Here is a 24,403-nt window from a genome sequence, read left to right as displayed (position 1 = left end):
CGTGGGGGACGCGACGACAGGCACCGCACGGCGAAGTGTTCGATTTCACGTGGGAAGCACGCCTCCCGTCGCGCCGGAACACGCCGGAACACGCCGAGAAATCCGCTTTCCGCCCCGGAAACGACGGCTCCCGACCCGACTCCCACGAGGACGGCCCCGGCGAGGCACGGGCGCCGCTCACCGCGGGAAACCGCGACGCGCCGACGGAAGCCGGAGCGACCGCTCGCACACCGGACCGCCGACCCCGGCGGAGTTCCGCAGAAGGCGGCCGTGACGAAAGTAACGATTGCTGATCGAATCCCACGCCGTCGCGGTTCGTCGCGTGGACGCGCCGGGCCGGCGCGTCCACGCGGCACGTCCGGGGGCCGCGGTCACGGGCCCCGGCGAGCTTGTTCACGGGGCGCAGCCGCTTCGCGCGGTACCGGGCGAGGTCACCTCCCGGTCATTCCGGACAGGTCATCACGCATCCTCCGGGTCGCGGAGCGCAACTCCTCCGCGCTCGGTCCGTGCCGCAACAGCTCCCGCGCCACGGCGGGGACCACGTGCGGCAGGGCTGAACCGAACACGGAACGCAGACCGCGCACAGTTCCGCCCTGAGCACCCAGCCCGGGAACGAGCACCGGACCGTTCAATTCGGACAGATCGAGTTCACCGGAACGGATCGTGGCGCCTGCCACCACGCCCACGTGCCCCATCGGGCTGGCACCCGCGTTGCTCTCCGCCGCGGCGTCCACGATGGACTGAGCGATCGTCGTGCCCTCCGAGGTGCTCGAGCGCTGCAACCCGACCGCCTCCGGGTTGGAGGTCCGGGCGAGCACGAAAACCCCTCGTCCGGACTGGGCGGCGATGCCCAGGGCCGGGGCGAGCGAACCGTAGCCCAGGTAGGGCGAGACCGTTATCGCGTCGGCGGACAACGGCGAGTTCTCGTCCAGGTAGGCGTTGGCGTAGGCGGTCATGGTCGAACCGATGTCACCCCGCTTGACGTCGTGGATCACCAAGGCCCCGGCCTGGCGGGCCTCGGCGACCACGCGTTCCAGGACGGCGATGCCCCGCGAGCCGTACGCCTCGAAAAACGCCGACTGGGGCTTGAGCACCGCCACTTCCCCGGCGACGGCCTCCAGCACCGTCATGGCGAAGCGCTCCAGGGCTGCGGGGGTCTCCTCCAGACCCCACGCGTGCAGCAGAGCCGGGTGCGGATCGATGCCGACGCAGAGCGGTCCCCGCGCGTCGATCGCCTCCCCGAGTCGTTGCCCGAAGGTCGCCTGCACCGCCGTCATCCTGCTTCACCCGTCCGATCACTTCGCAGCGCCGCCTGCAGCCGTTGCAACGGCCGAACGCCGATGTTGCCCAGGATGGCCGCCTCCACGCCCTGTACGGCCGCGGCGGCGCCCTGCACCGTGGTGATGCACGGGATGTCCCGCGACACGGCGGCAGTGCGAATCTCGTAGCCGTCCACGCGCGGCCCCGGGTTCCCGTAGGGCGTGTTGAACACCATGTCGATCTCACCGGCCTTGATGAGTCCGATGACGTCGCGCTCGTCGCCGGGCCCGCCGCTTCCGGCGGCACCGGCCCCCTCGGGGGACTCGTTGTGCTTGCGGACCACCGAGCAGGCGATGTCGTTGCGTTGCAGCACCTCGGCGGTCCCCGCCGTGGCGCAGATGTCGAACCCGAGGTCGGCGAGCCGCTTGACCGGGAACACCATGGACCGCTTGTCCTTGTTGGCCACCGAGACGAAGACCCTGCCCGAAGTGGGCAGCGAACCGTAGGCCCCGCTCTGCGACTTGGCGAACGCCTGCCCGAAGGCGGTGTCGATTCCCATGACCTCGCCGGTGGACTTCATCTCGGGCCCGAGCAGCGAGTCGATGCCGTGCCCCTCGGGGGTGCGGAACCGGTGGAACGGCAGCACGGCCTCCTTGACCGCGACGGGCGCGTCCATCGGGAGGTCGGCACCGTCACCGTGCGCGGGCAGGATCCCCTCCGCGCGCAGATCGGTGATCGTGGACCCGAGCATGACCCGCGCGGCGGCCTTGGCCAGCGGGGCCCCGGCCGCCTTGGAGACGAACGGCACCGTGCGGGAGGCGCGGGGGTTGGCCTCGAGCACGTAGAGCACGTCGTCCTTGAGCGCGTACTGCACGTTGAGCAGCCCGCGCACTCCGATCCCGTTGGCCAGGGCCTCGGTGCAGCGCCGGACCTTCTCGACGTCCTGACGCCCGAGCGTGATCGGCGGCAGCGCGCAGGCGGAGTCACCGGAGTGGATCCCGGCCTCCTCGATGTGCTCCATCACACCGCCGATGTAGACCTCGTTCCCGTCGGCCAGCGCGTCCACGTCGATCTCGATCGCGTCGTCGAGGAAGTTGTCCACCAGCACGGGGTGCTCCGGAGTGACCTCGGTGGCACGCGCGATGTAGTTCTCCAGCGAGGCCTCGTCGTAGACGATCTCCATGCCCCTGCCGCCGAGCACGTAGGACGGGCGGACCAGCACCGGGTAGCCGATGTCGTCGGCGATCCGCTTGGCCCCCTCGAAGGAGGTGGCCGTCCCGTAGCTCGGCGCGGGCAGACCCGCCTTGCCCAGGACTTCGCCGAAGGAGCCGCGGTCCTCGGCCAGGTGGATGGCCTCCGGCGGGGTCCCGACGACGGGAATCCCCGCCTCGGTGAGCTTCCGCGCCAGACCGAGCGGCGTCTGCCCGCCCAGCTGCACCACCACTCCGGCGACGGTTCCCGAGGCCTGCTCGGAGTGCACGACCTCGAGCACGTCCTCGAAGGTGAGCGGCTCGAAGTACAGCCGGTCGGAGGTGTCGTAGTCGGTCGAGACGGTCTCCGGGTTGCAGTTGACCATCACGGTCTCGTAGCCCAGGCCGCCGTTGTCGGGGGCCGCTCCCAGCCCCATCGCCGCGTGCACGCAGGAGTAGTCGAACTCGATCCCCTGCCCGATCCGGTTGGGGCCGGATCCGAGGATGATCACCTTCGGGCGTTCGCGCTGCCGCGCGACCTCGGACTCGGCGCCGGGATCCGACTCGTACGCAGAGTAGTGGTACGGCGTGGAGGCGGCGAACTCGGCCGCGCAGGTGTCGACGGTCTTGTAGACCGGGCGCACACCGAGCCGGTGCCGCAGGGAGCGCACCCCGTACTCCCCGGCCAGTTCGGGGCGCAGCGCGGCGATCTGGCGGTCCGACAGGCCCGCTCGTTTGGTGCGGCGCAGCAGCTCTGCGTCCAGCACGGGAGCGGCCAGGATCTCCTCGCGCAGCTCGACCACCCCGGCGATCTGGTCCACGAACCAGGGATCGATCCCCGAGGCCTCGTGCACCTGGGCGACGGTGGCCCCCATGCGCAGGGCCCGCTCCACCGTGTAGAGCCTGCCGTCGTGCCCGTTGGTCAGCTCGTCCAGGGTGGAGTCCAGCGTCGCCCCCTCGGGGTCCGGCACGGTCCAGAAACCGGAGCGCGCGGACTCCAGCGAGCGCATGGCCTTGCCCAGCGCCTCGGTGAAGTTCCTGCCCAGCGCCATGGCCTCGCCGACGCTCTTCATCGTGGTGGTCAGCCCGGTGTCGGCGCCGGGGAACTTCTCGAAGGCGAAGCGCGGGGCCTTGACCACCACGTAGTCCAGCGCGGGCTCGAAGCTGGCCGGGGTCTTCCTGGTGATGTCGTTGGGGATCTCGTCGAGGCTGTAGCCGACGGCCAGCTTCGCCGCGATCTTGGCGATCGGGAAGCCCGTGGCCTTGGAGGCCAGGGCCGAGGAACGCGACACGCGCGGGTTCATCTCGATGACCACCATCCGCCCGGTGCGCGGGTGGATGGCGAACTGGATGTTGCACCCCCCGGTGTCCACCCCGACCTCGCGCAGCACGTCGATGCCCACGTCGCGCATGTGCTGGTACTCGCGGTCGGTCAGCGTCATGGACGGGGCCACGGTGACCGAGTCGCCGGTGTGCACGCCCATCGGGTCGACGTTCTCGATCGAGCAGACCACGACCACGTTGTCCGCGTGGTCGCGCATCAGCTCCAGCTCGTACTCCTTCCAGCCGAGCACGCTCTCCTCGATGAGCACCTCGTGCACCGGGGACTCCGTCAGCCCCAGCGAGGCCATCCGCTCCAGCTCCTCGTGGGTGTGCGCCATGCCGGAGCCGAGACCGCCCATGGTGAAGCTCGGGCGGATCACCACGGGAAGGCCGCACTCCGCGACGAAGTCGCGCACCTCGTCCATCGTGTTGCACACCCGGCTGCCGGGGACGCCGCCGCCCACCGAGCGCACGATGTCCTTGAAGCGCTGGCGGTCCTCACCGCGCTGGATGGCCTCGATGTCCGCGCCGATCAGCTCGACCCCGTACTTCTCGAGCACGCCCTGCTCGTAGAGCGCCACGGCGGTGTTCAACGCCGTCTGACCGCCCAGCGTGGCCAGCAACGCGTCCGGACGCTCCGCGTCGATGACCTTCTCCACGAACTCGGGGGTGATCGGCTCGATGTAGGTGGAATCGGCGAACTCGGGATCGGTCATGATCGTCGCCGGGTTCGAGTTGACCAGGCTCACCCGGATGCCCTCGGAGCGCAGCACCCGGCAGGCCTGGGTGCCGGAATAGTCGAACTCACACGCCTGGCCGATCACGATCGGGCCGGATCCGATGACCAGAACGTGGTTGATGTCGGTCCTCTTGGGCATCAGCGTGCCTCGCTCATCAGTCGTACGAAGGAATCGAACAGGGGTGCCGCGTCGTGGGGACCCGCGGCGGCCTCCGGGTGGTACTGCACGCTGAACGCGGGAGTGTCCAGCAACCGCAGCCCCTCGACGGCTCCGTCGTTCGCGCAGTGGTGGCTGACCATCGCACGGCCGAACTCGGTGTCGAAGCGCTCACCCGGTTCCCCGCGCACGGCGAAACCGTGGTTCTGCGCCGTGATGGCCACGCGGCCGGTCTCGTCGTCGATGACGGGGATGTTCACGCCGCGGTGGCCGTAGGGCAGCTTGTAGGTGTCCCGCCCCAGGGCCCGGCCGAGGATCTGGTTGCCGAAGCAGATCCCGAACAGCGGGATCCCCGCCCCCAGGATCTCCTTGGTCAGTTCCGTGGCGTGGTCCGCGGTGGCCGGGTCCCCCGGCCCGTTGGACAGGAACACCCCGTCCGGAGCGAGGGAGCGCACCTCGGACAGCGAAGCCGTCAGCGGCAGCACGTGGGTCTCGATCCCCCGCTCGGCCATCATCCGGGGGGTGTTGGACTTGATGCCCAGGTCCAGCGCCGCCACCGTGAAACGGCGTTCGCCCCGCGCCCGCACCACGTAGGGCTCGCCGGTCGTCACGTCACCGGCCAGGTCGGCACCGACCATCCCGCCGCCCGCGGTCACCCGGTCGATCATCTCCCGGTCCGTGGCCAGCTCCGCGCCGGAGAAGACACCGGCCCGCATCGCGCCGCGTTCCCGGATGTGCCGGGTGACGGCCCGGGTGTCGATACCGGAGATACCGACCACCCCCTGCCTGCTCATCTCCGCGGGCAGCGAACGCGTGGAGCGCCACGAGGAGGGCGCGCGCGCCGGATCGCGCACCGCGTAGCCCGCGACCCAGATGCGTTGCGACTCGTCGTCCTCGTCGTTCCACCCCGTGTTGCCGATCTGCGGTGCCGTGGACACCACGATCTGGCGGTGGTACGAGGGGTCGGTCAGAGTTTCCTGGTAACCCGTCATTCCGGTGCTGAATACGACCTCACCGAGGCAAGAGCCCTCGCTGCCGAAAGCCTCGCCGCGAAAGATCCGGCCGTCCTCAAGCACCAGGGCGGCTGGCGTCTGCGCGGTCATGTCTCCTCCTGCCGCGGAGTCGCGGTCTCGTAGTCGTGCTCGGATTCGGAACCGTCGGGGTCGGCGGGCGGCAACGCGTGAAGGGCGCGCACCCATTCCCCCGGGTCGGTCTCACCCTCGGGGCGAAATCCGCTGTCCAGCAGGTGGTCCCCCAACTTCCAGGTCACCACCAGCATTCCCACACCGGGAACAACCTTGTTCGCCAGTTTGTGATCCACCCGTGCGTCGCGCACCGCCGAGACCGGTATCCAGAGCGGCTCCGTTCCGGTCCGCTCGAGGAGCAGTCCCGTGCGGTACAGCCGGGCCCGCGCGCTCGCGCGGTGCCCGAGCGATCCGGCGCTGACCCTGTCCTGCCAGTCGCCCGCGACGGTCGTTCCCACGTAGAGCCCGTCGGAGGCCGGCACCAGCTCGGCCTCCGGGGTCCCTCCGGACGGGGGTTCGGGAAGCAGCCCGGGCAGGTCCGCGTGCCTGCGCGCGCGGTTGAGCCACCCCCGGCGCATCCCGTACACGACCAGCAGCGCGACGAGGAGCAGTCCCAGCACCCACAGTGCTCGTGCCATCAGGATCGACCTCCACGCGCTTCCACCTTGCCGCCCAGCGCGGTGACGCGTCCGCGCGAGATCGTCGCGAACACCCTGGCTGGCAGCACCATTCCCTCGAACGGAGTGTTGACCGCGGTTCCGGCCAGCTCCGTCCCGTGCACGGTCCACTCGCTCTCCGGATCCACCAGCGCGATGTTCGCCGGTTCCCCGACCTCGAGGGGGCGCCCCTGGTCGGCCAGCCCCGCGATGCGGGCCGGGGCCTCGCTCAGCACCCGCGCGACGCCCCGCCAGTCCAGCAGCCCGGGACGGACCATGCTGCGGACCAGCACCGAGAGCGCGGTCTGCAGCCCGAGCATCCCGGGGCGTGCGGCGGACCACTCGCAGTCCTTGTCCTGCTCGGCGTGCGGCGCGTGGTCGGTGGCCACGCAGTCGATCACGCCGGAAGCCAGGGCCTCGCGCAGGCTCCGCACGTCGTCGTCGGTGCGCAGCGGCGGATTGACCTTGTACAGCGGATCGTAGGTCTCCAGCAGCTCGTCGGTGAGCAGCAGGTGGTGCGGAGTCACCTCCGCGGAGACGCCTCCCCGCACCTGGCGGGAACGCCACCAGCGCAGGAAGTCCGCCGTCCCCGCGCTGGACACGTGGCACACGTGCAGCCTGCCGCCGGTGTGCCCGGCGAGCATGCAGTCCCTGGCCACCACGGACTCCTCGGCCGGGGCGGGCCAGCCGGCCAACCCGAGCCGCGCGGCGTTGCCCCCCTCGTGGGCCTGGGCATCGGGAGTGAGCCGCGGGTCCTGGGCGTGCTGGGCGACCACACCGCCGAAAGCGCCGGTGTACTCCAGGGCCCGCCGCATCAGCAGCGGGTCGTCCACGCAGTGGCCGTCGTCGGAGAACACGCGCACCGCGGCGTCCGAGCGGGCCATCGCACCGATCTCGGCCAGCTTCGTACCGCCCAGCCCGGCCGTCACCGCCCCGACCGGGTGCACGTCGACCAGGCCGACCTCGGTCCCGCGCCGTCGGACGTGTTCGACGACGATCGCGTTGTCGGCCACCGGATCGGTGTTGGCCATCGCGAACACCGCGGTGTAGCCACCGAGGGCCGCCGCGACCGAACCGCTCTCGACGGTTTCGGCGTCCTCGCGTCCCGGCTCGCGCAGATGGGTGTGGAGGTCCACGAAACCGGGAAGGGCCACGCCCCCCTCGGCGTGGACGACCTCGTCCGCCTCGACGTCGAGACCCTCGCCGATCGCCGCTATCTTCCCGTTCTCCGCGAGCAGGTCCACCGGCTCTCCGGTGCCGTACGGGCGCACCGAGCGCAGCAGCACCCGCCCACCGGAGTCCTCCGTCGGTCGTTCGACACCGTTCACGCCGCGCTCTCCTCTCCGGCCAGCAGGTGGTACAGCACCGCCATCCGCACGTGCACCCCGTTGCGCACCTGCTGCTCGACGGCCGCGCGTGGCGAGTCGGCGACCTGCGGTGCGATCTCCATGCCGCGCAGCATCGGACCGGGGTGCAGCACGACCGCGTGCTCGGGCAACTTCGCCGCGCGGGCGGGATTGAGGCCGTAGCCGATCGAGTACTCCCGCTCCGTGGGGAAGAACCCGCCGTGCATCCGTTCCGCCTGCACGCGCAGCGCCATCACGGCGTCCAATCCCGGCAGCTGGGCGTCGAGGTCGTGCGTGACCGCGGCCCCCCAGTCCTCCGTCCCCTCCGGAACCAGCGTCGGCGGTGCTATCAGCACCACCTCCGCGCCGAGGGTCCGCAACAGGTGCGCGTTGGAACGGGCCACCCTGCTGTGCAGCAGGTCGCCGACGATGCCGATCCTGCGGCCGGATATCGATCCGAGCCGCTCGCGCAGGGTGGCCGCGTCCAGCAGCGCCTGGGTCGGGTGCTCGTGCATCCCGTCGCCCGCGTTGACGACCCTGGTTCCGGTCGGATCCAGCCACTCGGCGATCCGGTGCGGGGCACCGGAGGCCTGGTGCCGCAGGATCACGCAGTCCGCTCCGGCGGAGGACAGGGTGCGCGCGGTGTCCCGCAGGGATTCCCCCTTGCTCGTGGACGAGCCGGAGGCGGAAACGTTGATCACGTCCGCGCTCATCCACTTGCCCGCCACCTCGAAGGAGACCCTGGTGCGCGTGGAGTTCTCGTAGAACATCGTGATCACGGTGCGCCCGCGCAGGGTCGGTAGTTTGCGCACCTCCCTGCCCAGCAGGGTCTGCTTGAGCGCGTCGGCGGTGTCGAGCACGGCGGTCGCGGTTTCCGAGTCGAGCCGCTCGGCCGTGAGCAGGTGCCGCATCACTGTTCCTCTCCGGCCGAACCGGTGGCACCGGAATTCGCGCTGTTCGGGTGGTCGGGCTCTTCGGTGGAGGACTCGCCGGTGGGACGGGAATCGTCCGCCGCGGCCCCGGGGGCGGGTTCGGGGCGCCGGAGCAGCACGGCGTCGGTGCCGTCCACCTCGGTGAGGCGTACCGCGACGTCCTCGTTCCGGGCCGTCGGCACGTTCTTGCCCACGTAGTCGGCCCGGATGGGCAGCTCGCGGTGCCCGCGATCCACCAGCACGGCCAGCTGGACCGCTCGCGGACGTCCCTGGTCGCGCAGCGCGTCCAGCGCCGAACGAACCGTACGCCCCGAGAACAGCACGTCGTCGACCAGCACGACCAGCGCACCGTCCACCCCTTCCACGGGGACGTCGCTGGCCTCGAGCGGACGGTTCGGCTGCTGACGCAGGTCGTCCCGGTACAGGGTGATGTCCAACGCTCCGGCGGGCGGGTGCACACCGGTGAAAGTGGCGATGCGCTCCGCGACGCGCCGGGCGAGTGGAGCACCCCGGGTGGGGACACCGAGCAGGACGACGTGGTCGCCACCGCTGTCGAGCGCGGTCTTTTCGATGATTTGATGGGCCATTCGGGCGACAGTGCGCGCGACGTCGCCGGCCGAGAGCAATTCACGTTGCCCGGCCGGGGCCGTCGCGTCCGCCGATTGGCGTGACGCCACGGGGACCTCCTTCCCCGCCTCACTGGACGGGCCGTTAAAGGACGCCTGGATCCCGGCAACCGCCGGGCTTGCCCTGTACGCTATCAGCGTCGGGGGGTCAATCGCCGGGGTGGTGTAGCGGGATTCGTGCCACATTCACACCGAGAGCAACTTGACCTGGTGACGCTCGCGAGCGACCATTACTCTCCGTATCAACACAGAGCGTTCCTCCCCGGCAACTGAAACTAGGCTGACGGGGCGAATGAAACGGAGAAACGCCACATGGGCGACTACGCCAAGGCGCTGGGCAGCAAGCTCCGCGCTATCCGCCAGCAGCAGGGTCTTTCGCTGCACGGCGTCGAGCAGAAGTCAGGCGGGCGGTGGAAGGCCGTGGTCGTCGGGTCTTATGAACGAGGTGACCGCGCGGTCACCGTGCAGAAACTCGCCGAACTGGCCGACTTCTACGGAGTTCCGGTAGCCGAACTACTTCCGGAAGGCCGCGTCCCCTCCACCGCGGAACCGGCGACGAAGGTCGTCATCAATCTGGAGCGGCTGCAGCAGCTCCCCGCCGAAAAGGTCGGGCCGTTGGCGCGCTACGCGGCCACGATCCAGAGCCAGCGGGGTGACTACAACGGCAAGGTCCTGTCCATCCGGACCGAGGACCTGCGTTCCCTGGCCATCATCTACGACATGTCACCGGGCGAACTCACCGAGCAGCTCATCGACTGGGGAGTCCTTCCGCCGGAGGCCCGCCCGTCGCACGAGGAGTGAAGACCCGGTACCCGCATCCGCCCCGGCGGATGCGGGTCCACGCGGGAGAGGCGCCCGCCGTGAACCGCTCGCAGCACGTCCACGGACGGCCCGGCACCGGCGGACACGGCCTCGGGATCCGAGCGGGAGCAGCACCGCTTCGGCCCCGGACCCGGCGCGCAGCGGCAGAAACCCGCCGAAACGTTTCGGTCCCGCCTCCCGACGATCGGGAGGCGGGACCGAAACGTTTCCCCGCCACCGTGTCCGGACCCCGAGCGCGAACACGCGGGCGCGCGGCGCGGAGGGGCGTGAACGGAGGTCCGGGCGCGAAACGACGCCCCCGGACTCAGTCCTCCTCCTGGCCGCCACGCCCCGCTTCAGCACGGCGCTGACCGGATCCGTCCGCGGCGTCCTCGACGTCGGCGGAGTCGTCCGCGGCGGTCCCACCGTCGTGTTCCCGCTCCGCGGAGTCGTCCCGCGAACCGCGCATCGATTCGCGCTCGTTCTCGTCGATGCCGGACAGCCTGCCCAGCACACCGTTGATGAACCGGGGGGAGTCGTCCGTGGATAACGCCTTGCCGAGCTGAACGGCCTCGTCGATCACCACGGCGGGCGGGACTCCGTCCCCCCACAGCATCTCGAAGAAACCGAGGCGCAGTACCGACCGGTCCACGATCGGCATCCGCGACAGCGCCCAGCCCTCCGAATAATCGACGATCAGCTCGTCGATGCGCTCCCTGTGCTCGGCGACCCCCGAGACGAGCGTCACGGCGTAGTCGCTGACGGCGGGAGCCTCCGTCGAACCCACACGCTCCTTGAGCAGGGTCTCGGGATCCAGCTCCCTCAGGTCGGACTCGTACAGCACTTCCACCGCGCGTTTGCGGGCCTTACTACGTTCGCCCAACTCATACCCTCTTTCCGGCGCGCGGTCCTCGACGGAACGGCCGAACCGACGAGCTGTTCGAACTGCGGGACCCGGTCACTTGACACGCCCCAGGTAGCGACCGTCCCGCGGATCCACCTTGATCTTCTCGCCGGACTCGATGAACAGCGGCACCTGGACGGTGGCCCCCGTCTCGAGCTCCGCGGGCTTGCTTCCCCCTGTGGAGCGGTCCCCCTGCACCCCGGGATCGGTGTGCGCGATGCGCAGCTCGACGGAAGCGGGCAGTTCCACGTAGAGCGGCTCGCCCTCGTGACGGGCCAGCGTCACGGTGCTGTTCTCCAGCATGTATCCGGCGGAGTCGCCCACCGTCTCCGGCGAGACGCTGATCTGTTCGTAGGTATCGGGTTCCATGAACACGTAGTCGACGCCGTCGTTGTAGAGATAGGTCATCTCACTGCGGTCGACATTCGCGGTTTCCACTTTGACGCCGGCGTTGAAGGTCTTGTCCACGACCTTGCCGGAAAGCACGTTCTTCAGGGTGGTGCGCACGAAGGCGCTGCCCTTGCCCGGCTTCACGTGTTGGAAACTGGTGACGGTCCAGAGCTGACCGTCGATGTTGAGCACGATTCCGTTCTTCAGGTCGTTCGTGGTGGCCACGGTCGGAGTCTCTCCTGTGGTGCAGGCTGCAGATGTTTCGCCGATTCGAGCTGGCGCGCGACCGAGAAGCGGGTTCGAGCGCGCGTTGCCTCACCTAGAGAACGACGAGTTCCTTCGTCGTCAAGGTGAGCAACTCCGGCGTGTCCGCACGCGCGACCAGCGTGTCCTCGATGCGGACGCCGCCCCACCCCGGCAGATACACACCGGGCTCGGCGGTGACCGCCATTCCGGCCCCGATGGTACCTTCTCCTCTTTGGGACAAGGCCGGTGCCTCATGGATCTCCAGGCCAACACCGTGGCCGAGACCGTGCAGGAACTGTTCGCCGTACCCAGCCCCGGTGATCACGTCACGCGCCGCCGAATCGACGTCGCGCACGTCGGCGCCGGCCCGGATCGCCTCGCGCCCGGCCGCTTGCGCGGTCGCCACGAGATCGTAGATCTCGCGTTGCCAGCTCGCGGGCTCACCGAGCACGACGGTGCGCGTCATGTCCGAGTGGTACCCGTCGACGAGCGCTCCGAAATCCATCTTCACGAAGTCGCCCGCGGAAAGCCGGGTCGGTGTCGGCCGGTGGTGCGGCACGGCCGAGTTCGCACCGGCGGCCACGATCGTCTCGAAGGACGGCCCCGTGGCGCCGTTGTCCAGCATCCGGCTCTCGAGTTCCCGGGCCACTTCCAGTTCGGTCCGCCCCGGACGCAGCCCCCCGTGCTCGATCAGCTCCGCGAGTGCCCGATCCGCTGCCGCACAGGCCATCCGCAGCGCTTCGATCTCGCTCTCGTCCTTGACCAGACGCTCCCGCTCGACCCGGCCGGGAGTGCGGACCAGCTCGGCGGAGGGTGCCGCGTGCTCCAGGGCGTCCCTGCCGTCCACCGTGACGTGCTGGCTCTCGAAACCGACACGGCGGTACGAACCGACACGGGACTCGACGCGCTCGGCGAGCCGCTGCGCGCTGGCCCTGTCTATGAGGTGCTCCAGCTCGGGCACCTGCTCGGCGGCCTGGGTCTGGTAGCGGCCGTCGGTGCAGAACAGCGTGTTCCGCTCGGCCTCGACCGAGTCGGCTGCGTGCACCAGCAGGGCCGCGTTGGATCCCGTGAAGCCGGTGAGGTACCTGATGTTGAGCAGGTCGGTCACCAGCATCGCGTCCACCTCGCTGTCGCGCAGGTGGGCACGCAGGGCATCCCGGCGATGTACGTGCGTTTCGGGCATGCCTGGCAGCTTAAAACCCCGGCCCCCGGCCCCACCAATTCGGTCGACGCCCGAGCGGTGCTCCCGCCCTCGCCCCGCCGATCACGCAAAGTCCCGCCGCGGCTCCAGCGGGCGTTTCCACCTGCGCCACGGCGGTCCGGGGCAGGAACGAGCCCGCCGCGGCCGGAGCCAACGCGACCAGAGCACCACCCCCCTCTCGCCCGTGGCCCCTTCGTTCCGATCTCACGAAATCACGGACACGTGCCCGCCATCGCCCGTCTCCGGCCCCGAAGCCTCCTCTTCGACGATCCAGTTCGGCCCGGATCGACTCGGCCCCGAAGCGCCGAGCACGTGTTCTCCGGTCGCCATGCGAATTTCCTTCTCACCCGGTGAGCACCCGAAGAGCGAGAGTGCCGCGCTCCGTTCCGCGCGAACGGAGACGAACCGAATTCGTGCTCACAAAACCCGCGGTGCGCGTCGGTCGACCCCGTGCCGAATCCACCCGTCGATTTCCGGCCGATCGGCTCGATCGATCGACGGAAGCGCCGACCGGAGCGAGTGATCCGTGTCAGCGGTCGTTGGCGCTCCCCCGGATGACCGGAAGGGGAGAAGCGGGAAACCGCCCGTTCAGTCGCCCAGCCGCTCCCCCGTCAGGGCCGAGAAGGCGTGCACCTCGTCCGTGCGGAAACCGACCCGCACCCGCTCCCCCGCCCGCGGCGGGGTGCGGGAGTCGACGCGCACCACGAGCCGTTCCTCGTCGCCGTCCCCGGTGTCGACCACCCCGTGGCACAGCGCCTCGGCACCGAGTTCCTCGACCAGCTCCACCGTCAGCGGGATCCCCTCGGTGTCCAGGTACAGCGCTTCGGGGCGCAACCCCACCCGCAGGATTTCGGCCCCCTCCGCCTCGGCGGCCCGCAGCACCTCGCGCGGCAGCGGAACGGTCGTTCCTCCGAGCGAGGCCCCGTCCGCGTCGAAGGCGGCCGTGGGCAGGTTCATCGCGGGGGAACCGGTGAAACCCGCGACGAACGCGTTCGCCGGGCGATCGTAGAGCGCGCGGGGGGTGTCGCACTGCTGCAGCACACCCTCGTCCAGCACGGCTACGCGGTCGCCCATCGTCATCGCCTCGACCTGGTCGTGGGTGACGTAGACGGTGGTCACTCCGAGGCGGCGTTGCAGCGCGGCGATCTGGGCCCGGGTGGAGGAGCGCAGCTTCGCGTCCAGGTTCGACAGCGGCTCGTCCATCAGGAAGACCTGGGGCTCGCGCACGATGGCTCTCCCCATCGCGACACGCTGCCGCTGCCCCCCGGACAGCTCCTTCGGCTTGCGGTCCAGGAACTCCTCGATGCGCAGCAGTCGCGCCGCGTTGCGCACCCGGTCCGCGATCTCCGTCCTGTCCATCCCGGCCATGCGCAGCGCGAAACCCATGTTGCCCGCCACCGACATGTGCGGGTACAGCGCGTAGTTCTGGAAGACCATCGCGATGTCCCTGTCCCGCGGCGCCAGGTGCGTCACCTCGCGCGAGCCGATGTGTATGGCGCCGTCGTCGACGTCCTCCAGGCCGGCCAGCATTCGCAGGCTGGTGGACTTCCCGCATCCGGAGGGACCGACGAGCACCAGGAACTCCCCGTCGGCCACGTCGAGCCGTAAACCGTCCACGGCGGGGTGCTCGGCTCCCGGGTAGTGGCGGGTCGTCCGGTCGTAGGTGATCGTTGCCATCGTCGACTCCTCTCTCGTGCCTTTCCGAAGATCTCCGGTCGTGTTGACGACCGACGCGGTCCTTCCGGCGCCGCCGAACCCCCGTCCGGGCAGCCCGAGCCGCCCAAACCCCAGGCAGGAACTCCCGATCAAGAGGCCCGCTCCAGCGCAAGCGCTCTGAGCCCGAGCAGTCGGCACCGCCGACTCTCGCTCAACTCCCCGGAAGCACCTGGATCTTGCGGCCACTTCCCGCGCGGAATCCGCTGACGGCCTGCTCGTAGGATTCGAGCCCGAAGGCGTGGGTGATCATGGTGTCGGCGTCCACCACCCCCGCGCCCATGAGTTCGACCGCTCGCGCGTAGCTGTGCAGCACCGCCATGCTGCCGACGATGGTGATCTCGTCGTTGTAGACCCGGAAGGGGGAGAACGAGGCGGTGGCCTCGCCGGGGGCCACGCCGAACTGCTGGAAGGTCCCCCCGCGGCGCACCCGGGTGAGCCCGTCCTCGATGGCCGGGATCGCGCCGGTGCAGTCCACCACCACTTCCCAACCGTCCGAACGGTGCAGCCGGGCCGCGTCCGTGCTCGTCGCGTCGGCACCGAGCCGCTCGGCCACCCGGAGCCGCTCCTCGTTGAGGTCCACGACCGAGACCGAGACGGCACCGTTGCGTTTCGCGAGCTGGAGCATCAGCAGCCCCATCGTGCCCGCTCCGTAGACGAGGTAGTGCTCACCGAGCTCGCGGGGAAGCCGGTCGAAACCGCGCACCGCGCAGGAGAGCGGCTCGATCAGCGCGGCGTGCGCGGTGGTGACCCCTTCCGGCAACCGGTGGCAGTTGGCGGCCGGAGCCAGCGCGTACTGGGCGCAGGCACCGTCGCGGGTGACCCCGATGGCGTTCCAGTTCTCGCACAGGTTGCCGCGTCCCACCTCGCACTGGCGGCAGGATCCGCAGAACAGCGAGGGGTCCACGGCCACCTGGTCGCCGACCCGGGGGCCGGAGACCGCGCCGCCGGTCGCCACGACCGTTCCGGCGAACTCGTGGCCGGGAACGATCGGGTAAGGCGCCGGGGCGAAGTCCCCGTCGAGTATGTGGATGTCGGTGCCGCAGATACCGCAGGCGCCCACTTCGACGACGACCTGCTCGGCGCCGGGGGTCGGGTCCTCGACGGTGGTTACCGACAACTCGCCCGGCTTCTCGATGACTACCGCGCGCATGAGTTCAATCGCTCCTCTGGGACTGGGGGACGTCACCGGGAAAGTCCTCGGCCGCGGGCACGGGGGTGACCCGCACCTCGGTGCCGTGTTCCCGGATGGCCGCTATCTCCTCGGCCGGGGTGGCCTCGTCGGTCACCACCAGGTCGTAGGCGTCGACGCCACCGTGCGCGTAGGTGGCCGTCTTGCCGAACTTGGAGTGGTCGACCAGCAGCACCCTGCGTTCCGCTGCCGCGCACATGGCCTCTTTGATCTCGGCGAACTCCTGTATCGGGTGAAAGAGCCGCCCCTGCGCGACCGCGGTCGCCGAGGTCACGGCCAGGTCGGCGCGCAACCGCGAGAGCCCGCGCAGCACGTCCGGGCCGGTGCACGAGTCGAACTCCTCGCGGAAGCGCCCACCGATCATCAGCACCTCTCGCCTGCCTCCGGACAGGGCGCGGGCCACCCCGAACGAGTTGGTGGCAGCGGTCAGCCGCTCGATTCCCGTGAGTCTGCGGGCGAACGGCAGCAGCGTGCTGGAGTCGTCCAGGATCACCGTGCTGTCCGAACGCACCTCCCCCACGGACGCCGCTGCCATGGCCTCCTTCTCGGCCACGTGCAGCCCCACCCTGAACCGGGTGGCGGTCTCCATCGTCAGCGAGGGGAACGACTCCACCCGGCCGCGGAACTTGCGCAGCAGGTGTCTGGCGGCGAGATCGTCCAGATCGCGGTGCATCGTCATGAGACTCACCCCGAAGCGCGCTGCCAGTTCGTCTATGCGGGCTCGTCCGCTGTCGACGACGAAGCGCAGGACCTCCTGCCTGCGCTGTTCCACTGCTGCTTCCGACGGCCGGGCGGCGACCATGGGACCTCTGCCTTTCGCTCGCGGCTACTCCTGCGGATACACCACGGCCTTGACCACCGTCTCGTCCCGCGCGGACGCGGTGAGGGCCTCGGGAACCCCGTCCAGTCCGAAACGGTGCGTGACGAGCCTGTCCAGCTCCACCGCACCGGAGGCGGCGAGCGCTATGGCGGTCGGCCAGGTATTGGCGTACCGGAAGGTACCCGTCACCTCGATCTCCCTGGTCTGCACGTGGGACAACGGCAGCGGGAGCTCGTCACCGCCCATGCCGACGAAGACCACCCGTCCGGCACGACCGACGGTGCGCACCGCCTCCGCCGCCGCGGTGGGGTTGCCGGAGCACTCCAGCAGCACGTCGGGTTCGTAGCCGAACTCGGAGAGCGGGCGATGCCGGACGTTCACGGCCGTGCAGCAGACCAGCTCCTCGGCCGTGCGCAGCCTGTGGTCGACGACGTCGGTGACCACGATCTCGGTGGCTCCGAACGCGCGAGCGGCCTGGGCCGCGAGCAGCCCGACGGGTCCAGCTCCGGTGACCAGCACCCGCGCGCCCGGCGCTATTCGCGCCTTGCGGCAGGCCCACACGGCCACCGAGAGCGGTTCGATCAGCGCGGCGGCCTCGTCGGACAGGTCCTCGGGAACCGGGTGGACGAACTGCTCGTGCAGCGTGACGTACTCGCTGAAGGCCCCGTCCACCGGCGGGGTCGCGAAGAACCGCACCCCGGGGCACAGGTTGTAGCGCCCCGAACGGCACTCGTGGCAGGCCAGACAGGGCACCCCCGGTTCGAGGGACACCCTGGTCCCCGGCTCCCGCCCGGTGACCTCGGAACCGCGGGCCACGATCGTCCCGGAGGCCTCGTGCCCCAGGACCAACGGCTCGCGGACCACGAACTCACCGACCCTGCCCCGCTCGTAGTAGTGCGTGTCCGAACCGCAGGTCCCCACCGCCGACACCCGCACCAGCACCTCGTGCGGGCCCGGTTCCGGGACCGGACGCCGCTCGACGACGACGTCCTCGACCGCGCGCAGCACGGAGACACGCATCGATTCCGTTGATTCGGTCATTCTCCAGTCACCGCTCCAAGAGTCAGGCCGGTTACCAACCACCGGCGAACTGCCAGTCCCGCCAACATCATCGGGACCACGACGAAGGTGCCGATCGCGCAGAGCTGGCCCCAGTCGATTCCGGCCTGGGTGACCAGCTGGCTGGCCGCTATCGGCAGGGTTTGCGAGTCCGGACCGCTGAACACGAGGGCGAAGGCGTAGTCGTTCCACGCGAACACGAGGCAGAGCACGAAGGTGGTGACCAGGCCGGGTTTGGTCAGCGGCAGGGCGACGTGCCGGAACGCCTGCCACCTGGTGCAGCCCTCGACCAGCGCGGACTCCTCCAGGGCCGGGGGCAGGTCGGAGAAGAACGAGCTCAGCAGCCAGATCGCGAACGGGAGGTTGAACGTCATGTAGGCGAGCACCAGCCCGGGGATCGTGTCGATCAGCCCGAGCTGGCGGAACATCAGGAACAGCGGCAGCACCACGGCGGCGATGGGGGCCATTCGCGTGGAGATGATCCAGAAGGACAGGTGCCTCTTGCCGCGCATCTCGCTGCGGGCCAGCCCGTATCCCGCCGGTGCTCCCAGAACCACGGACAGCACGGCGGACAGCCCGGCCGCGGCCACGCTGTGCCACAGGTACGGGATCAGCTCGTTTCCCCCGGTGAACAGCCCCGCGTAGTGCTCTCCGGTCGGGGTGAACAACCAGCTCGGTTCGGCCGAGGTGATGGCCGTGGCCGGTTTGAACGAGGAAAGCACCATCCACACGAGCGGCACCAGGGTCCACAGCAGCGCGAGGCCGAGCACCACGAGGATCACGACCCGGGTGCCCGTGCCGGTCCGGTCCAGCGGGCTCGACCGCGAGCCCTCGCGGGGCGACCGCTTCGTGCTCGCGTGTCGTCTCTCCTGCTCAACGGCTTCCTGCTGCCCCGCCGATTCCGCCCGGCGGGGGTTCGGAGTGTCCAGCACGCTCATCTGGCGAGTCCCTTCCGGTCCAGCATCCGCACGAACAGCCGAGCCACCACTATGGACGCGAACAGCATCGCCAACCCGACGACGGCGGCGTAGCCGAAGTCGAAGAACCGGAAGGCCGTCTCGTACAACCGAACCGGGACGATCTTGGTCGCGTTGGCCGGACCGCCGTTGGTGGTGACCCAGATGATGTCGAAGTAGCGGATCGCGTCCATCGCGCGGATCAGCAGCGCGACCAGCAGCACGTTGGATATCGAGGGCAGCACTATGTGCCGCAGCGTCTGCCAGCGCCCGGCGCCGTCCAGCGCCGCCGCTTCGCGCAGGGTGGGCGGCACGGCGGAGAGCCCGGCCAGGGTGATCAGCGCGATCAGCGGTGTCCACTCCCAGACGTCCATGGCCACCACGGCGGCGAAAGCCGTGAAGGTGCCTCCCAACAGGTCACCGTCGTAACCGACCCGCTCCAGCAGCCAGGTGTAGAGCCCGAACGTCGGATCGGTGAGGAACCTGCCCAGCAGCCCCACTATCACCGGGGCGACGAACATGGGCAGCAGCAGCAGGCTCAGCACGAGATTGCGCCCGCGGACGAGACGCCACACGCACAGCGCCAGCACCACGCCGAGCACCATTTCCAGCCCCAGCGTCAGCGCGAAGTAGCCCGCCGTCCGCAGCCAGAACCACCCCATCTCGGGGTCGGTGAAGAAGCGCCCCCAGTTCTTCAGCCCGGCGAAGTCCAAGCGCATCCCGCCGAGCAGCCGGACATCGCTGAAGCTCATCACCACGATGGTGAGAAACGGCAGCACGGTCAGCGCGGCCAGCGGAACGATCCCGGGAAGCATCATGCGCCCGGTGAATCCGACACGACGCGGCGCCGCCCCCTTCCTCCTGCGCCTCACCGGCTCTCGCACGTCCTCGGAAGTGCTCATTCCGCTGCCACCCACCCTCGGGAGACGATGCGGTCGATGTGATCGCGCGCGTCACGCATCGCCCGGCGTGGCGCGGCGTCCCCGGCCAGCATCCTCGACAGTTCGGTGTATATCGCGGTGTCGCACTCGTTCCACATCGGAATCTTCGGGCGCAGGCCCGAGTACTCGGGTTTCCAGGCCTGCTGCACGGCGGGCGCGGTCAGCATGGTGGGCATCCCGGTCGGGCGCTGCTGCGCGCGCCGGATCTCGGGGGCCCGGTAGATGGAGCTCCGCGTCGGGGTGGCCCCTCCGACCTCTCCGGTGAGGTTGCGCAGCTGGGTTTTGCGGGAGGTGGCCCACTTCAGGAACAGCCAGGCCGCGTCCCGCTCGTTGGGGGCGGTGTTGCCGTTGATCGCGATCCCGGCCCCGCCGTACATGTTCGCCGACTTCGCCGGGCCGCTCGGCAACGTGGTGTAGCCGACCCTGCCGGGCAGGGACCGTTCGTTGTCCGCGGCGAACTCGTGCCAGTTCGGGCACATCGCGACTCTGCCCGCCGCGAACGCAGCGCCGAGACCCGTCCAGTCCCACGTGGTGGAGGCGGGGTCGGCCACGGAGAGCAGCCTGCGGTAGAACTCGGCTCCGGCCAGGGCCTCCTCCGAGCCGAGCGTGCTCGGCCCCGGATCGACCGCACCGAAGCGCCCGATGTGCTCCCCGTTCTCGAAGTACTGCCCACCGTGGGCGAACAGCACGTTGGAGAAGTCGCACATCAGGGAGTCGTGCTGCTTGGCCTGGTGTCCGGTGCCGTAGGAGACCTCGTCGACGTTGTCGTTGAACCACTCGGCGATCCGGTAGTACTCCTCCCAGCTCCGCTGTGGCCCCGGGGTCGGATCGAAGCCGAGATCGTTCGCCATCCGCTCGTGGTGGGCCTCGAACAGGTCCTCGCGGTACTGCCAGATCATCGTCGCGCAGTCGTAGGGCAGCGCGAGCACCCGGTCGCCCCGGCCGAACCGTCCCGAGACGTCCATCTGCAGCGGGAAGAAGTCGGCCAGGTCCGAGTCGTCACCCGGCAGCGAGTCGTCGGAGGCCGGTTCCCGCAGGTCGACCAACCCGTCCGCGTAGGGTGCCAGCACCTGGTAGGAGTCGGCGTAGATGATCTGGTACTGGGACTGCCCCGAGGCCAGGTCGAGCGCGACCTTCTGCACCAGCGCGGACAGTTCCAGGGTCACGATGTTGACGTGGATCCCGGTCAGCGCGGTGAAGCGTTCCGCGTCGGCCGCTATGGCACTGGTCGGGGCGGTGTTCTCGGAGACGAAGTTGAGCGTGCACCCCGCGAACCGCCTCCACGGATCGGCGGTGTCGCGTCGTCGCACGTCGCCGCGTGTGGCACAACCGTTCAGCAAACCTCCGGCCGCGAAGGCGGCTCCGCCCGCGAGCGCACCCCCGAGGGTGCGTCTCCTGCTGATCACGGACGGTTCCTGATCGACCATCAGCCCTCCCGACACTCACTCGTACGTGTGATGCGAGTCATTATTATCAAAGAAGAATCACTTTGTTAACACTTTCTGCGATATCTATTCGCCGACCACGGGAGGACCGATACCTGGCCGCACCTCCCTCCGCGACGCGGCACGCCCGGCACGTACCCGGGAGATGAGGCATCGTCACGGACGGGGAGGAGGGGGAATGGCACCGAGCCCGGCCTCGCGAGGAGGCGACGAAGCCGAGGCGGCGATCGTCGGAACGGGACCGAACGGGCTGGCCGCGGGCGTGCTGCTGGCCCGCAGCGGTCTGCGGGTTCATCTCCACGAGGCGGCGGACCAACCGGGCGGCGGACTGCGCTCGGCACAGCTCTTCGACAGCTCGGTGACCCACGACATCTGCTCGGCGGTGCACCCGATGACCGCCTCCCCCTTCTTCCACCGCTTCGGGCCGGTCCGGGACGGAGTCCGGATGCACACCCCCGCCCTCAGCTACGCGCACCCCCTGGAGGGGGGCGGCGCCGCACTGGCCTACCGCGATCTGTCCGCAACCAGCGCACGTCTGGGGACGGACGGACACAGGTGGGATCGACTCATGCGGCCGCTGCTGGAACACACCGGAGGAGTCACCGAAACCATGCTGTCCGACCTGCGGAGACCGCCGTCTCCCCGCGCGGCCCTGCTGATCGCGGAGCGGCTGCTGCGCCACGGCACTCCGCTGCCCTCCGGGTTCCGCGGGACGAAAGCACCGGCGCTCTTCGCCGGGGTGGCCGCGCACGCGGGCAGCCCACCGCCCGACCCCGCGGGAGCCGGCGTGGGACTGCTGCTGGGCCATCTCGCGCACACGAAGGGCTGGCCGGTCCCCGAGGGGGGAAGCCACCGCATAGCCGAAGCCATGCTCGACGACCTGCTGGCACACGGCGCCCGCGTGCACACCGGAGATCCGGTCGAGGACCTGCGGCGACTGCGCTCGGCGCGCGCGATCCTGCTCGACGTGGCCCCGCGCGGACTGCTGGCCTTGGCGGGAACGCTTCTTCCGGACGGCTATCGCAGGCGGCTGGAGCGCTACCGCTACGGAACGGCGGCGGCCAAGGCCGACTTCCTGGTCTCCGAACCGGTCCCGTGGCGGAACCCCGAGATCAAGCGGGCAGGCACAGTGCACCTCGGCGGGACCGCCGACAGGATTCGCGCGGTCGAGGGGTCCACCGCGCGCGGTGAACCGGTGCCGGACCCGTTCGTGCTGGTCTCCGAGCCGGGCAATGTGGACCCGACCAGGGCAGCCCCCGGCAAGTACCCGGTCTGGGCCTACTGCCACGTGCCCAACGGCGACACGCGCGACCCGGTGGAACTGATCCGGGGCCGGATCGAGCACTACGCTCCCGGATTCTCCGAAACCGTCCTGGAAAGCAGTGGAACCTCGGCGGCGCGGCTCGCGGAGTACGACGCGAACTACCCCGGAGGCGACATAAGCACCGGAGCCGTGGACCTGCTCCAGACCCTGGCCCGCCCGACGTTGCGGATCGTCCCCCACAGCACACCGCTGAGGGGGGTCTACCTGTGCTCCTCCGCCACCCCGCCGGGCCCCGGGGTGCACGGCATGTGCGGCTACTGGGCGGCCAGGGCCGCGCTGCGCCGGGAGTTCGGAGTCAAGGTCCCCCCACCACTCGACTGAGGCTTCCGGCGGCTCGGTTTGCCCGGGTGGTCACTTGGCGAAGCCTCTCGCGGTCCCTCGCTGCGCGACCTCCGCGGTAGCCCCGAACGAGCGGAGGGCGTCCCCGGCGCAGCCCTGCCGGGGGCTCCGGCGGGAACTGTTCAGCTCTGTTGCTCGGCCAGCCAGCGCAGGGACATCGCGTAGCCGAACACGCCGAAACCGGCGAGCACACCGGTGGCGATGTCCGAGAGGTAGCTGTGCCCCCGGAACTCCTCGCGGCGGTGGACGTTGGACAGGTGCACCTCGACCAGCGGGGCCCGCAGCTGGGCGCAGGCGTCCCGCACGGCCACCGAGTAGTGCGTCCAGGCCGCGGCGTTGAGCACGACGGGGCGCTGCTCGTCGGCCGCCTCGTGCAGCCAACCGACCATCTCTCCCTCGTGGTCGGTCTGGCGAACCTCGGCACCGATCCCGAGCTCGGCGGCCGTGCGCTCGCACAGGTCCACCAGATCGGCGTAGGTGGCGCGTCCGTACTTGTCCGGTTCGCGTTTGCCCAACCTGCCGAGGTTGGGCCCGTTGAGCACCAGCACGTTCAAAGGAACACCCCCCGGTCCGACGACTTGGCCCCGCCCTCGGCCAACGCGGAGTAGGCCGCCGCGAGCAGGGAGGGGTCGGGGGCCTCGAGCCTGCCCGGCTTGGCCAAGCCGTCCAGCACGACGAAGCGCAGCATCCCGGAACGGGTCTTCTTGTCCACCTTCATGAGTTCGAGCAGGTCGTTGAGCGCGTCCGGGTCGTAGGAGGTCGGCAGCCCCAACCGGTCCAGGACCGCGCGGTGCCGGTCGGCCGTCTCGTCGTCCAGCCTGCCCGCGAGACGCGCGAGCTCGGCCGCGAACACCAGACCGATGCTCACCGCGGCTCCGTGCCTCCAGCGGTAGCGCTCCCGGCGCTCTATCGCGTGCGCGAGGGTGTGCCCGTAGTTGAGGATCTCGCGGTGGTGCGACTCCCTCAGGTCCGCCCCGACCGCATCGGCCTTCACCTTGATCGCCCGCGCGACGAGGTCGGGCAGCACCGAACCGGTCGGGTCGAGCGCGGCCTCGACGTCCTGCTCGATGAGCCGCAGGATCTCCGGATCGCCCACGAACCCGCACTTGACGACCTCGGCCATCCCGGCGAGCAGTTCGTTGCCGTTGAGCTCCTCCAGCGTGGCCAGGTCCACGATCACCTTCGACGGCTCGTGGAACAGGCCGACCAGGTTCTTGCCCGCCTCGGTGTTGATCCCCGTCTTACCGCCGATCGCGGCGTCGACCATGCTCAGCATCGTGGTGGGCACGTGCACCACACGCACCCCGCGCATCCAGGTGGCCGCGACGAAGCCCGCCAGATCGTTGACCGCGCCTCCGCCGAAGGAGACCACGATGCCCTCGCGGTCCATGCCGACCTTGCCGAGCACCTCCCAGCAGAACCCCGCGACGGCCAGGGTCTTGCCGTCCTCCGCGTCGGGAACCTCCACCCGGTGGGCGTCCAGGCCCGCCTCGGCCAGTTCCTCGCGGACCGTCTCGACGGTCTCGGTGAGGGTCGGCTGGTGCACCAGGGCCACCACGGAGGCGTCTCCGAGGACTTCGACGAGCTCACCGAGAAGACCGCGCCCGACCAACACTTCGTAGGGTGTTTCGGCGTTGACTGGAATCCGGTCCGGCTCGCTCATCGTGTCCTCTCACTGAAGTGTTCCGTTCGGGCCCTCGGAGCTTCGCCGGAGCGGAACCACCCGCCGGGCCCCGCCGCGGGAGATCCGGCATCGAGCGGTCGCAGCGCTCAGCCTCCGAATAGTCTTCATATTGTCGCGCCGTCGCTCCGGGGAGC

At 70.0% G+C, this 24,403-nt stretch carries 20 protein-coding genes and 2 pseudogenes; 2 read left to right on the top strand and 20 right to left on the bottom strand.

Annotation, left to right across the window (positions count from 1 at the left end; genetic code table 11):
• Nucleotides 1-431: 431 nt before the first annotated feature.
• The 7 genes and pseudogenes from pyrF to pyrR form a co-directional block, all read right to left on the bottom strand.
• Nucleotides 432-1,277, bottom strand: a complete 846-nt coding sequence (pyrF, locus tag FHR84_RS01300; RefSeq protein ID WP_179533573.1) for an orotidine-5'-phosphate decarboxylase — start codon at nt 1,275-1,277, stop codon at nt 432-434.
• Nucleotides 1,274-4,651: a carbamoyl-phosphate synthase large subunit gene (gene carB, locus FHR84_RS01295; protein ID WP_179533572.1), complete on the bottom strand. Its 3,378-nt coding sequence runs from the start codon at nt 4,649-4,651 to the stop codon at nt 1,274-1,276. Before carB ends, pyrF begins: the two co-directional genes overlap by 4 nt.
• On the bottom strand, nt 4,651-5,772 hold the full coding sequence (gene carA / locus FHR84_RS01290) for a glutamine-hydrolyzing carbamoyl-phosphate synthase small subunit (RefSeq protein ID WP_179533571.1): 1,122 nt from the start codon (nt 5,770-5,772) through the stop codon (nt 4,651-4,653). The genes carB and carA overlap by 1 nt, the downstream gene beginning before the upstream one ends.
• Complete coding sequence (locus FHR84_RS01285; RefSeq protein ID WP_179533570.1) at nt 5,769-6,332, bottom strand: PH-like domain-containing protein; 564 nt, start codon at nt 6,330-6,332, stop codon at nt 5,769-5,771. The genes carA and FHR84_RS01285 overlap by 4 nt, the downstream gene beginning before the upstream one ends.
• Nucleotides 6,332-7,678 (bottom strand): dihydroorotase, encoded by a 1,347-nt coding sequence (locus tag FHR84_RS01280; protein WP_179533569.1) that lies wholly within the window; start codon nt 7,676-7,678, stop codon nt 6,332-6,334. Before FHR84_RS01280 ends, FHR84_RS01285 begins: the two co-directional genes overlap by 1 nt.
• Nucleotides 7,675-8,607: an aspartate carbamoyltransferase catalytic subunit gene (locus tag FHR84_RS01275; RefSeq protein WP_179533568.1), complete on the bottom strand. Its 933-nt coding sequence runs from the start codon at nt 8,605-8,607 to the stop codon at nt 7,675-7,677. The genes FHR84_RS01280 and FHR84_RS01275 overlap by 4 nt, the downstream gene beginning before the upstream one ends.
• Before the next feature lie 119 nt (nt 8,608-8,726).
• Nucleotides 8,727-9,305, bottom strand: a pseudogene (gene pyrR, locus FHR84_RS01270) (bifunctional pyr operon transcriptional regulator/uracil phosphoribosyltransferase PyrR); the annotation flags it as partial.
• Between the two features lie 261 nt (nt 9,306-9,566).
• Here pyrR and bldD point away from each other — a divergent pair.
• Nucleotides 9,567-10,055 (top strand): transcriptional regulator BldD, encoded by a 489-nt coding sequence (gene bldD / locus FHR84_RS01265; protein WP_017975994.1) that lies wholly within the window; start codon nt 9,567-9,569, stop codon nt 10,053-10,055.
• 457 nt (nt 10,056-10,512) lie between these two features.
• Here bldD and nusB read toward each other — a convergent pair.
• The 11 genes and pseudogenes from nusB to FHR84_RS01215 form a co-directional block, all read right to left on the bottom strand.
• Nucleotides 10,513-10,938: pseudogene (gene nusB, locus FHR84_RS01260) on the bottom strand (transcription antitermination factor NusB); the annotation flags it as partial.
• Nucleotides 10,939-11,013: 75 nt separating this feature from the next.
• Entirely contained in the window at nt 11,014-11,574 is a 561-nt protein-coding gene (efp, locus tag FHR84_RS01255) for an elongation factor P (protein ID WP_179533565.1), read from the bottom strand.
• A gap of 94 nt (nt 11,575-11,668) precedes the next feature.
• Nucleotides 11,669-12,778, bottom strand: coding sequence for a M24 family metallopeptidase (locus FHR84_RS01250; RefSeq protein ID WP_179533564.1), 1,110 nt, complete (start codon nt 12,776-12,778; stop codon nt 11,669-11,671).
• A gap of 222 nt (nt 12,779-13,000) precedes the next feature.
• On the bottom strand, nt 13,001-13,126 hold the full coding sequence (locus FHR84_RS22685) for a hypothetical protein (protein ID WP_281361172.1): 126 nt from the start codon (nt 13,124-13,126) through the stop codon (nt 13,001-13,003).
• Nucleotides 13,127-13,384: 258 nt separating this feature from the next.
• The gene (locus FHR84_RS01245) at nt 13,385-14,473 is read right to left on the bottom strand and encodes an ABC transporter ATP-binding protein (protein ID WP_179533563.1); all 1,089 of its coding nucleotides are present in this window, start codon (nt 14,471-14,473) and stop codon (nt 13,385-13,387) included.
• A gap of 190 nt (nt 14,474-14,663) precedes the next feature.
• On the bottom strand, nt 14,664-15,662 hold the full coding sequence (locus tag FHR84_RS01240) for a zinc-dependent alcohol dehydrogenase family protein (RefSeq protein WP_179533562.1): 999 nt from the start codon (nt 15,660-15,662) through the stop codon (nt 14,664-14,666).
• Between the two features lie 4 nt (nt 15,663-15,666).
• Nucleotides 15,667-16,503 (bottom strand): DeoR/GlpR family DNA-binding transcription regulator, encoded by an 837-nt coding sequence (locus FHR84_RS01235; RefSeq protein ID WP_179533561.1) that lies wholly within the window; start codon nt 16,501-16,503, stop codon nt 15,667-15,669.
• A 24-nt stretch (nt 16,504-16,527) separates the two neighbouring features.
• Nucleotides 16,528-17,562 (bottom strand): NAD(P)-dependent alcohol dehydrogenase, encoded by a 1,035-nt coding sequence (locus FHR84_RS01230; RefSeq protein WP_179533560.1) that lies wholly within the window; start codon nt 17,560-17,562, stop codon nt 16,528-16,530.
• Nucleotides 17,559-18,518, bottom strand: a complete 960-nt coding sequence (locus FHR84_RS01225; RefSeq protein WP_218861861.1) for a carbohydrate ABC transporter permease — start codon at nt 18,516-18,518, stop codon at nt 17,559-17,561. The genes FHR84_RS01230 and FHR84_RS01225 overlap by 4 nt, the downstream gene beginning before the upstream one ends.
• The gene (locus FHR84_RS01220; protein ID WP_179533559.1) at nt 18,515-19,438 is read right to left on the bottom strand and encodes a carbohydrate ABC transporter permease; all 924 of its coding nucleotides are present in this window, start codon (nt 19,436-19,438) and stop codon (nt 18,515-18,517) included. Before FHR84_RS01220 ends, FHR84_RS01225 begins: the two co-directional genes overlap by 4 nt.
• Complete coding sequence (locus tag FHR84_RS01215) at nt 19,435-20,904, bottom strand: extracellular solute-binding protein (protein WP_179533558.1); 1,470 nt, start codon at nt 20,902-20,904, stop codon at nt 19,435-19,437. The genes FHR84_RS01220 and FHR84_RS01215 overlap by 4 nt, the downstream gene beginning before the upstream one ends.
• 196 nt (nt 20,905-21,100) lie before the next feature.
• Here FHR84_RS01215 and FHR84_RS01210 point away from each other — a divergent pair, with 196 nt between their 5' ends.
• Entirely contained in the window at nt 21,101-22,567 is a 1,467-nt protein-coding gene (locus tag FHR84_RS01210) for a phytoene desaturase family protein (protein ID WP_179533557.1), read from the top strand.
• Between the two features lie 140 nt (nt 22,568-22,707).
• Here FHR84_RS01210 and aroQ read toward each other — a convergent pair whose 3' ends face one another.
• A complete protein-coding gene (gene aroQ, locus FHR84_RS01205) occupies nt 22,708-23,139 on the bottom strand; it encodes a type II 3-dehydroquinate dehydratase (protein ID WP_179533556.1) in 432 nt (143 codons plus the stop codon).
• Entirely contained in the window at nt 23,136-24,248 is a 1,113-nt protein-coding gene (gene aroB / locus FHR84_RS01200; protein WP_179533555.1) for a 3-dehydroquinate synthase, read from the bottom strand. The genes aroQ and aroB overlap by 4 nt, the downstream gene beginning before the upstream one ends.
• Nucleotides 24,249-24,403: the final 155 nt, after the last annotated feature.

This window comes from Actinopolyspora biskrensis, assembly GCF_013408175.1.
GTDB lineage: Bacteria > Actinomycetota > Actinomycetes > Mycobacteriales > Pseudonocardiaceae > Actinopolyspora > Actinopolyspora biskrensis.
This window is presented reverse-complemented; position numbering and strand designations above follow the sequence as displayed.

Bases quoted from the DNA above. Each gene is read 5' to 3' on its own strand.
- aroB (WP_179533555.1), bottom strand. From the start codon at position 24,248: ATGAGCGAGCCGGACCGGATTCCAGTCAACGCCGAAACACCCTACGAA.
- FHR84_RS01225 (WP_218861861.1), bottom strand. From the start codon at position 18,518: ATGAGCGTGCTGGACACTCCGAACCCCCGCCGGGCGGAATCGGCGGGG.
- FHR84_RS01230 (WP_179533560.1), bottom strand. From the start codon at position 17,562: ATGACCGAATCAACGGAATCGATGCGTGTCTCCGTGCTGCGCGCGGTC.
- bldD (WP_017975994.1), top strand. From the start codon at position 9,567: ATGGGCGACTACGCCAAGGCGCTGGGCAGCAAGCTCCGCGCTATCCGC.
- carB (WP_179533572.1), bottom strand. From the start codon at position 4,651: ATGCCCAAGAGGACCGACATCAACCACGTTCTGGTCATCGGATCCGGC.
- FHR84_RS01240 (WP_179533562.1), bottom strand. From the start codon at position 15,662: ATGCGCGCGGTAGTCATCGAGAAGCCGGGCGAGTTGTCGGTAACCACC.
- FHR84_RS01220 (WP_179533559.1), bottom strand. From the start codon at position 19,438: ATGAGCACTTCCGAGGACGTGCGAGAGCCGGTGAGGCGCAGGAGGAAG.
- FHR84_RS22685 (WP_281361172.1), bottom strand. From the start codon at position 13,126: ATGGCGACCGGAGAACACGTGCTCGGCGCTTCGGGGCCGAGTCGATCC.
- FHR84_RS01235 (WP_179533561.1), bottom strand. From the start codon at position 16,503: ATGGTCGCCGCCCGGCCGTCGGAAGCAGCAGTGGAACAGCGCAGGCAG.
- pyrF (WP_179533573.1), bottom strand. From the start codon at position 1,277: ATGACGGCGGTGCAGGCGACCTTCGGGCAACGACTCGGGGAGGCGATC.
- FHR84_RS01215 (WP_179533558.1), bottom strand. From the start codon at position 20,904: ATGGTCGATCAGGAACCGTCCGTGATCAGCAGGAGACGCACCCTCGGG.
- FHR84_RS01285 (WP_179533570.1), bottom strand. From the start codon at position 6,332: ATGGCACGAGCACTGTGGGTGCTGGGACTGCTCCTCGTCGCGCTGCTG.
- carA (WP_179533571.1), bottom strand. From the start codon at position 5,772: ATGACCGCGCAGACGCCAGCCGCCCTGGTGCTTGAGGACGGCCGGATC.
- FHR84_RS01250 (WP_179533564.1), bottom strand. From the start codon at position 12,778: ATGCCCGAAACGCACGTACATCGCCGGGATGCCCTGCGTGCCCACCTG.
- FHR84_RS01275 (WP_179533568.1), bottom strand. From the start codon at position 8,607: ATGCGGCACCTGCTCACGGCCGAGCGGCTCGACTCGGAAACCGCGACC.
- FHR84_RS01245 (WP_179533563.1), bottom strand. From the start codon at position 14,473: ATGGCAACGATCACCTACGACCGGACGACCCGCCACTACCCGGGAGCC.
- FHR84_RS01210 (WP_179533557.1), top strand. From the start codon at position 21,101: ATGGCACCGAGCCCGGCCTCGCGAGGAGGCGACGAAGCCGAGGCGGCG.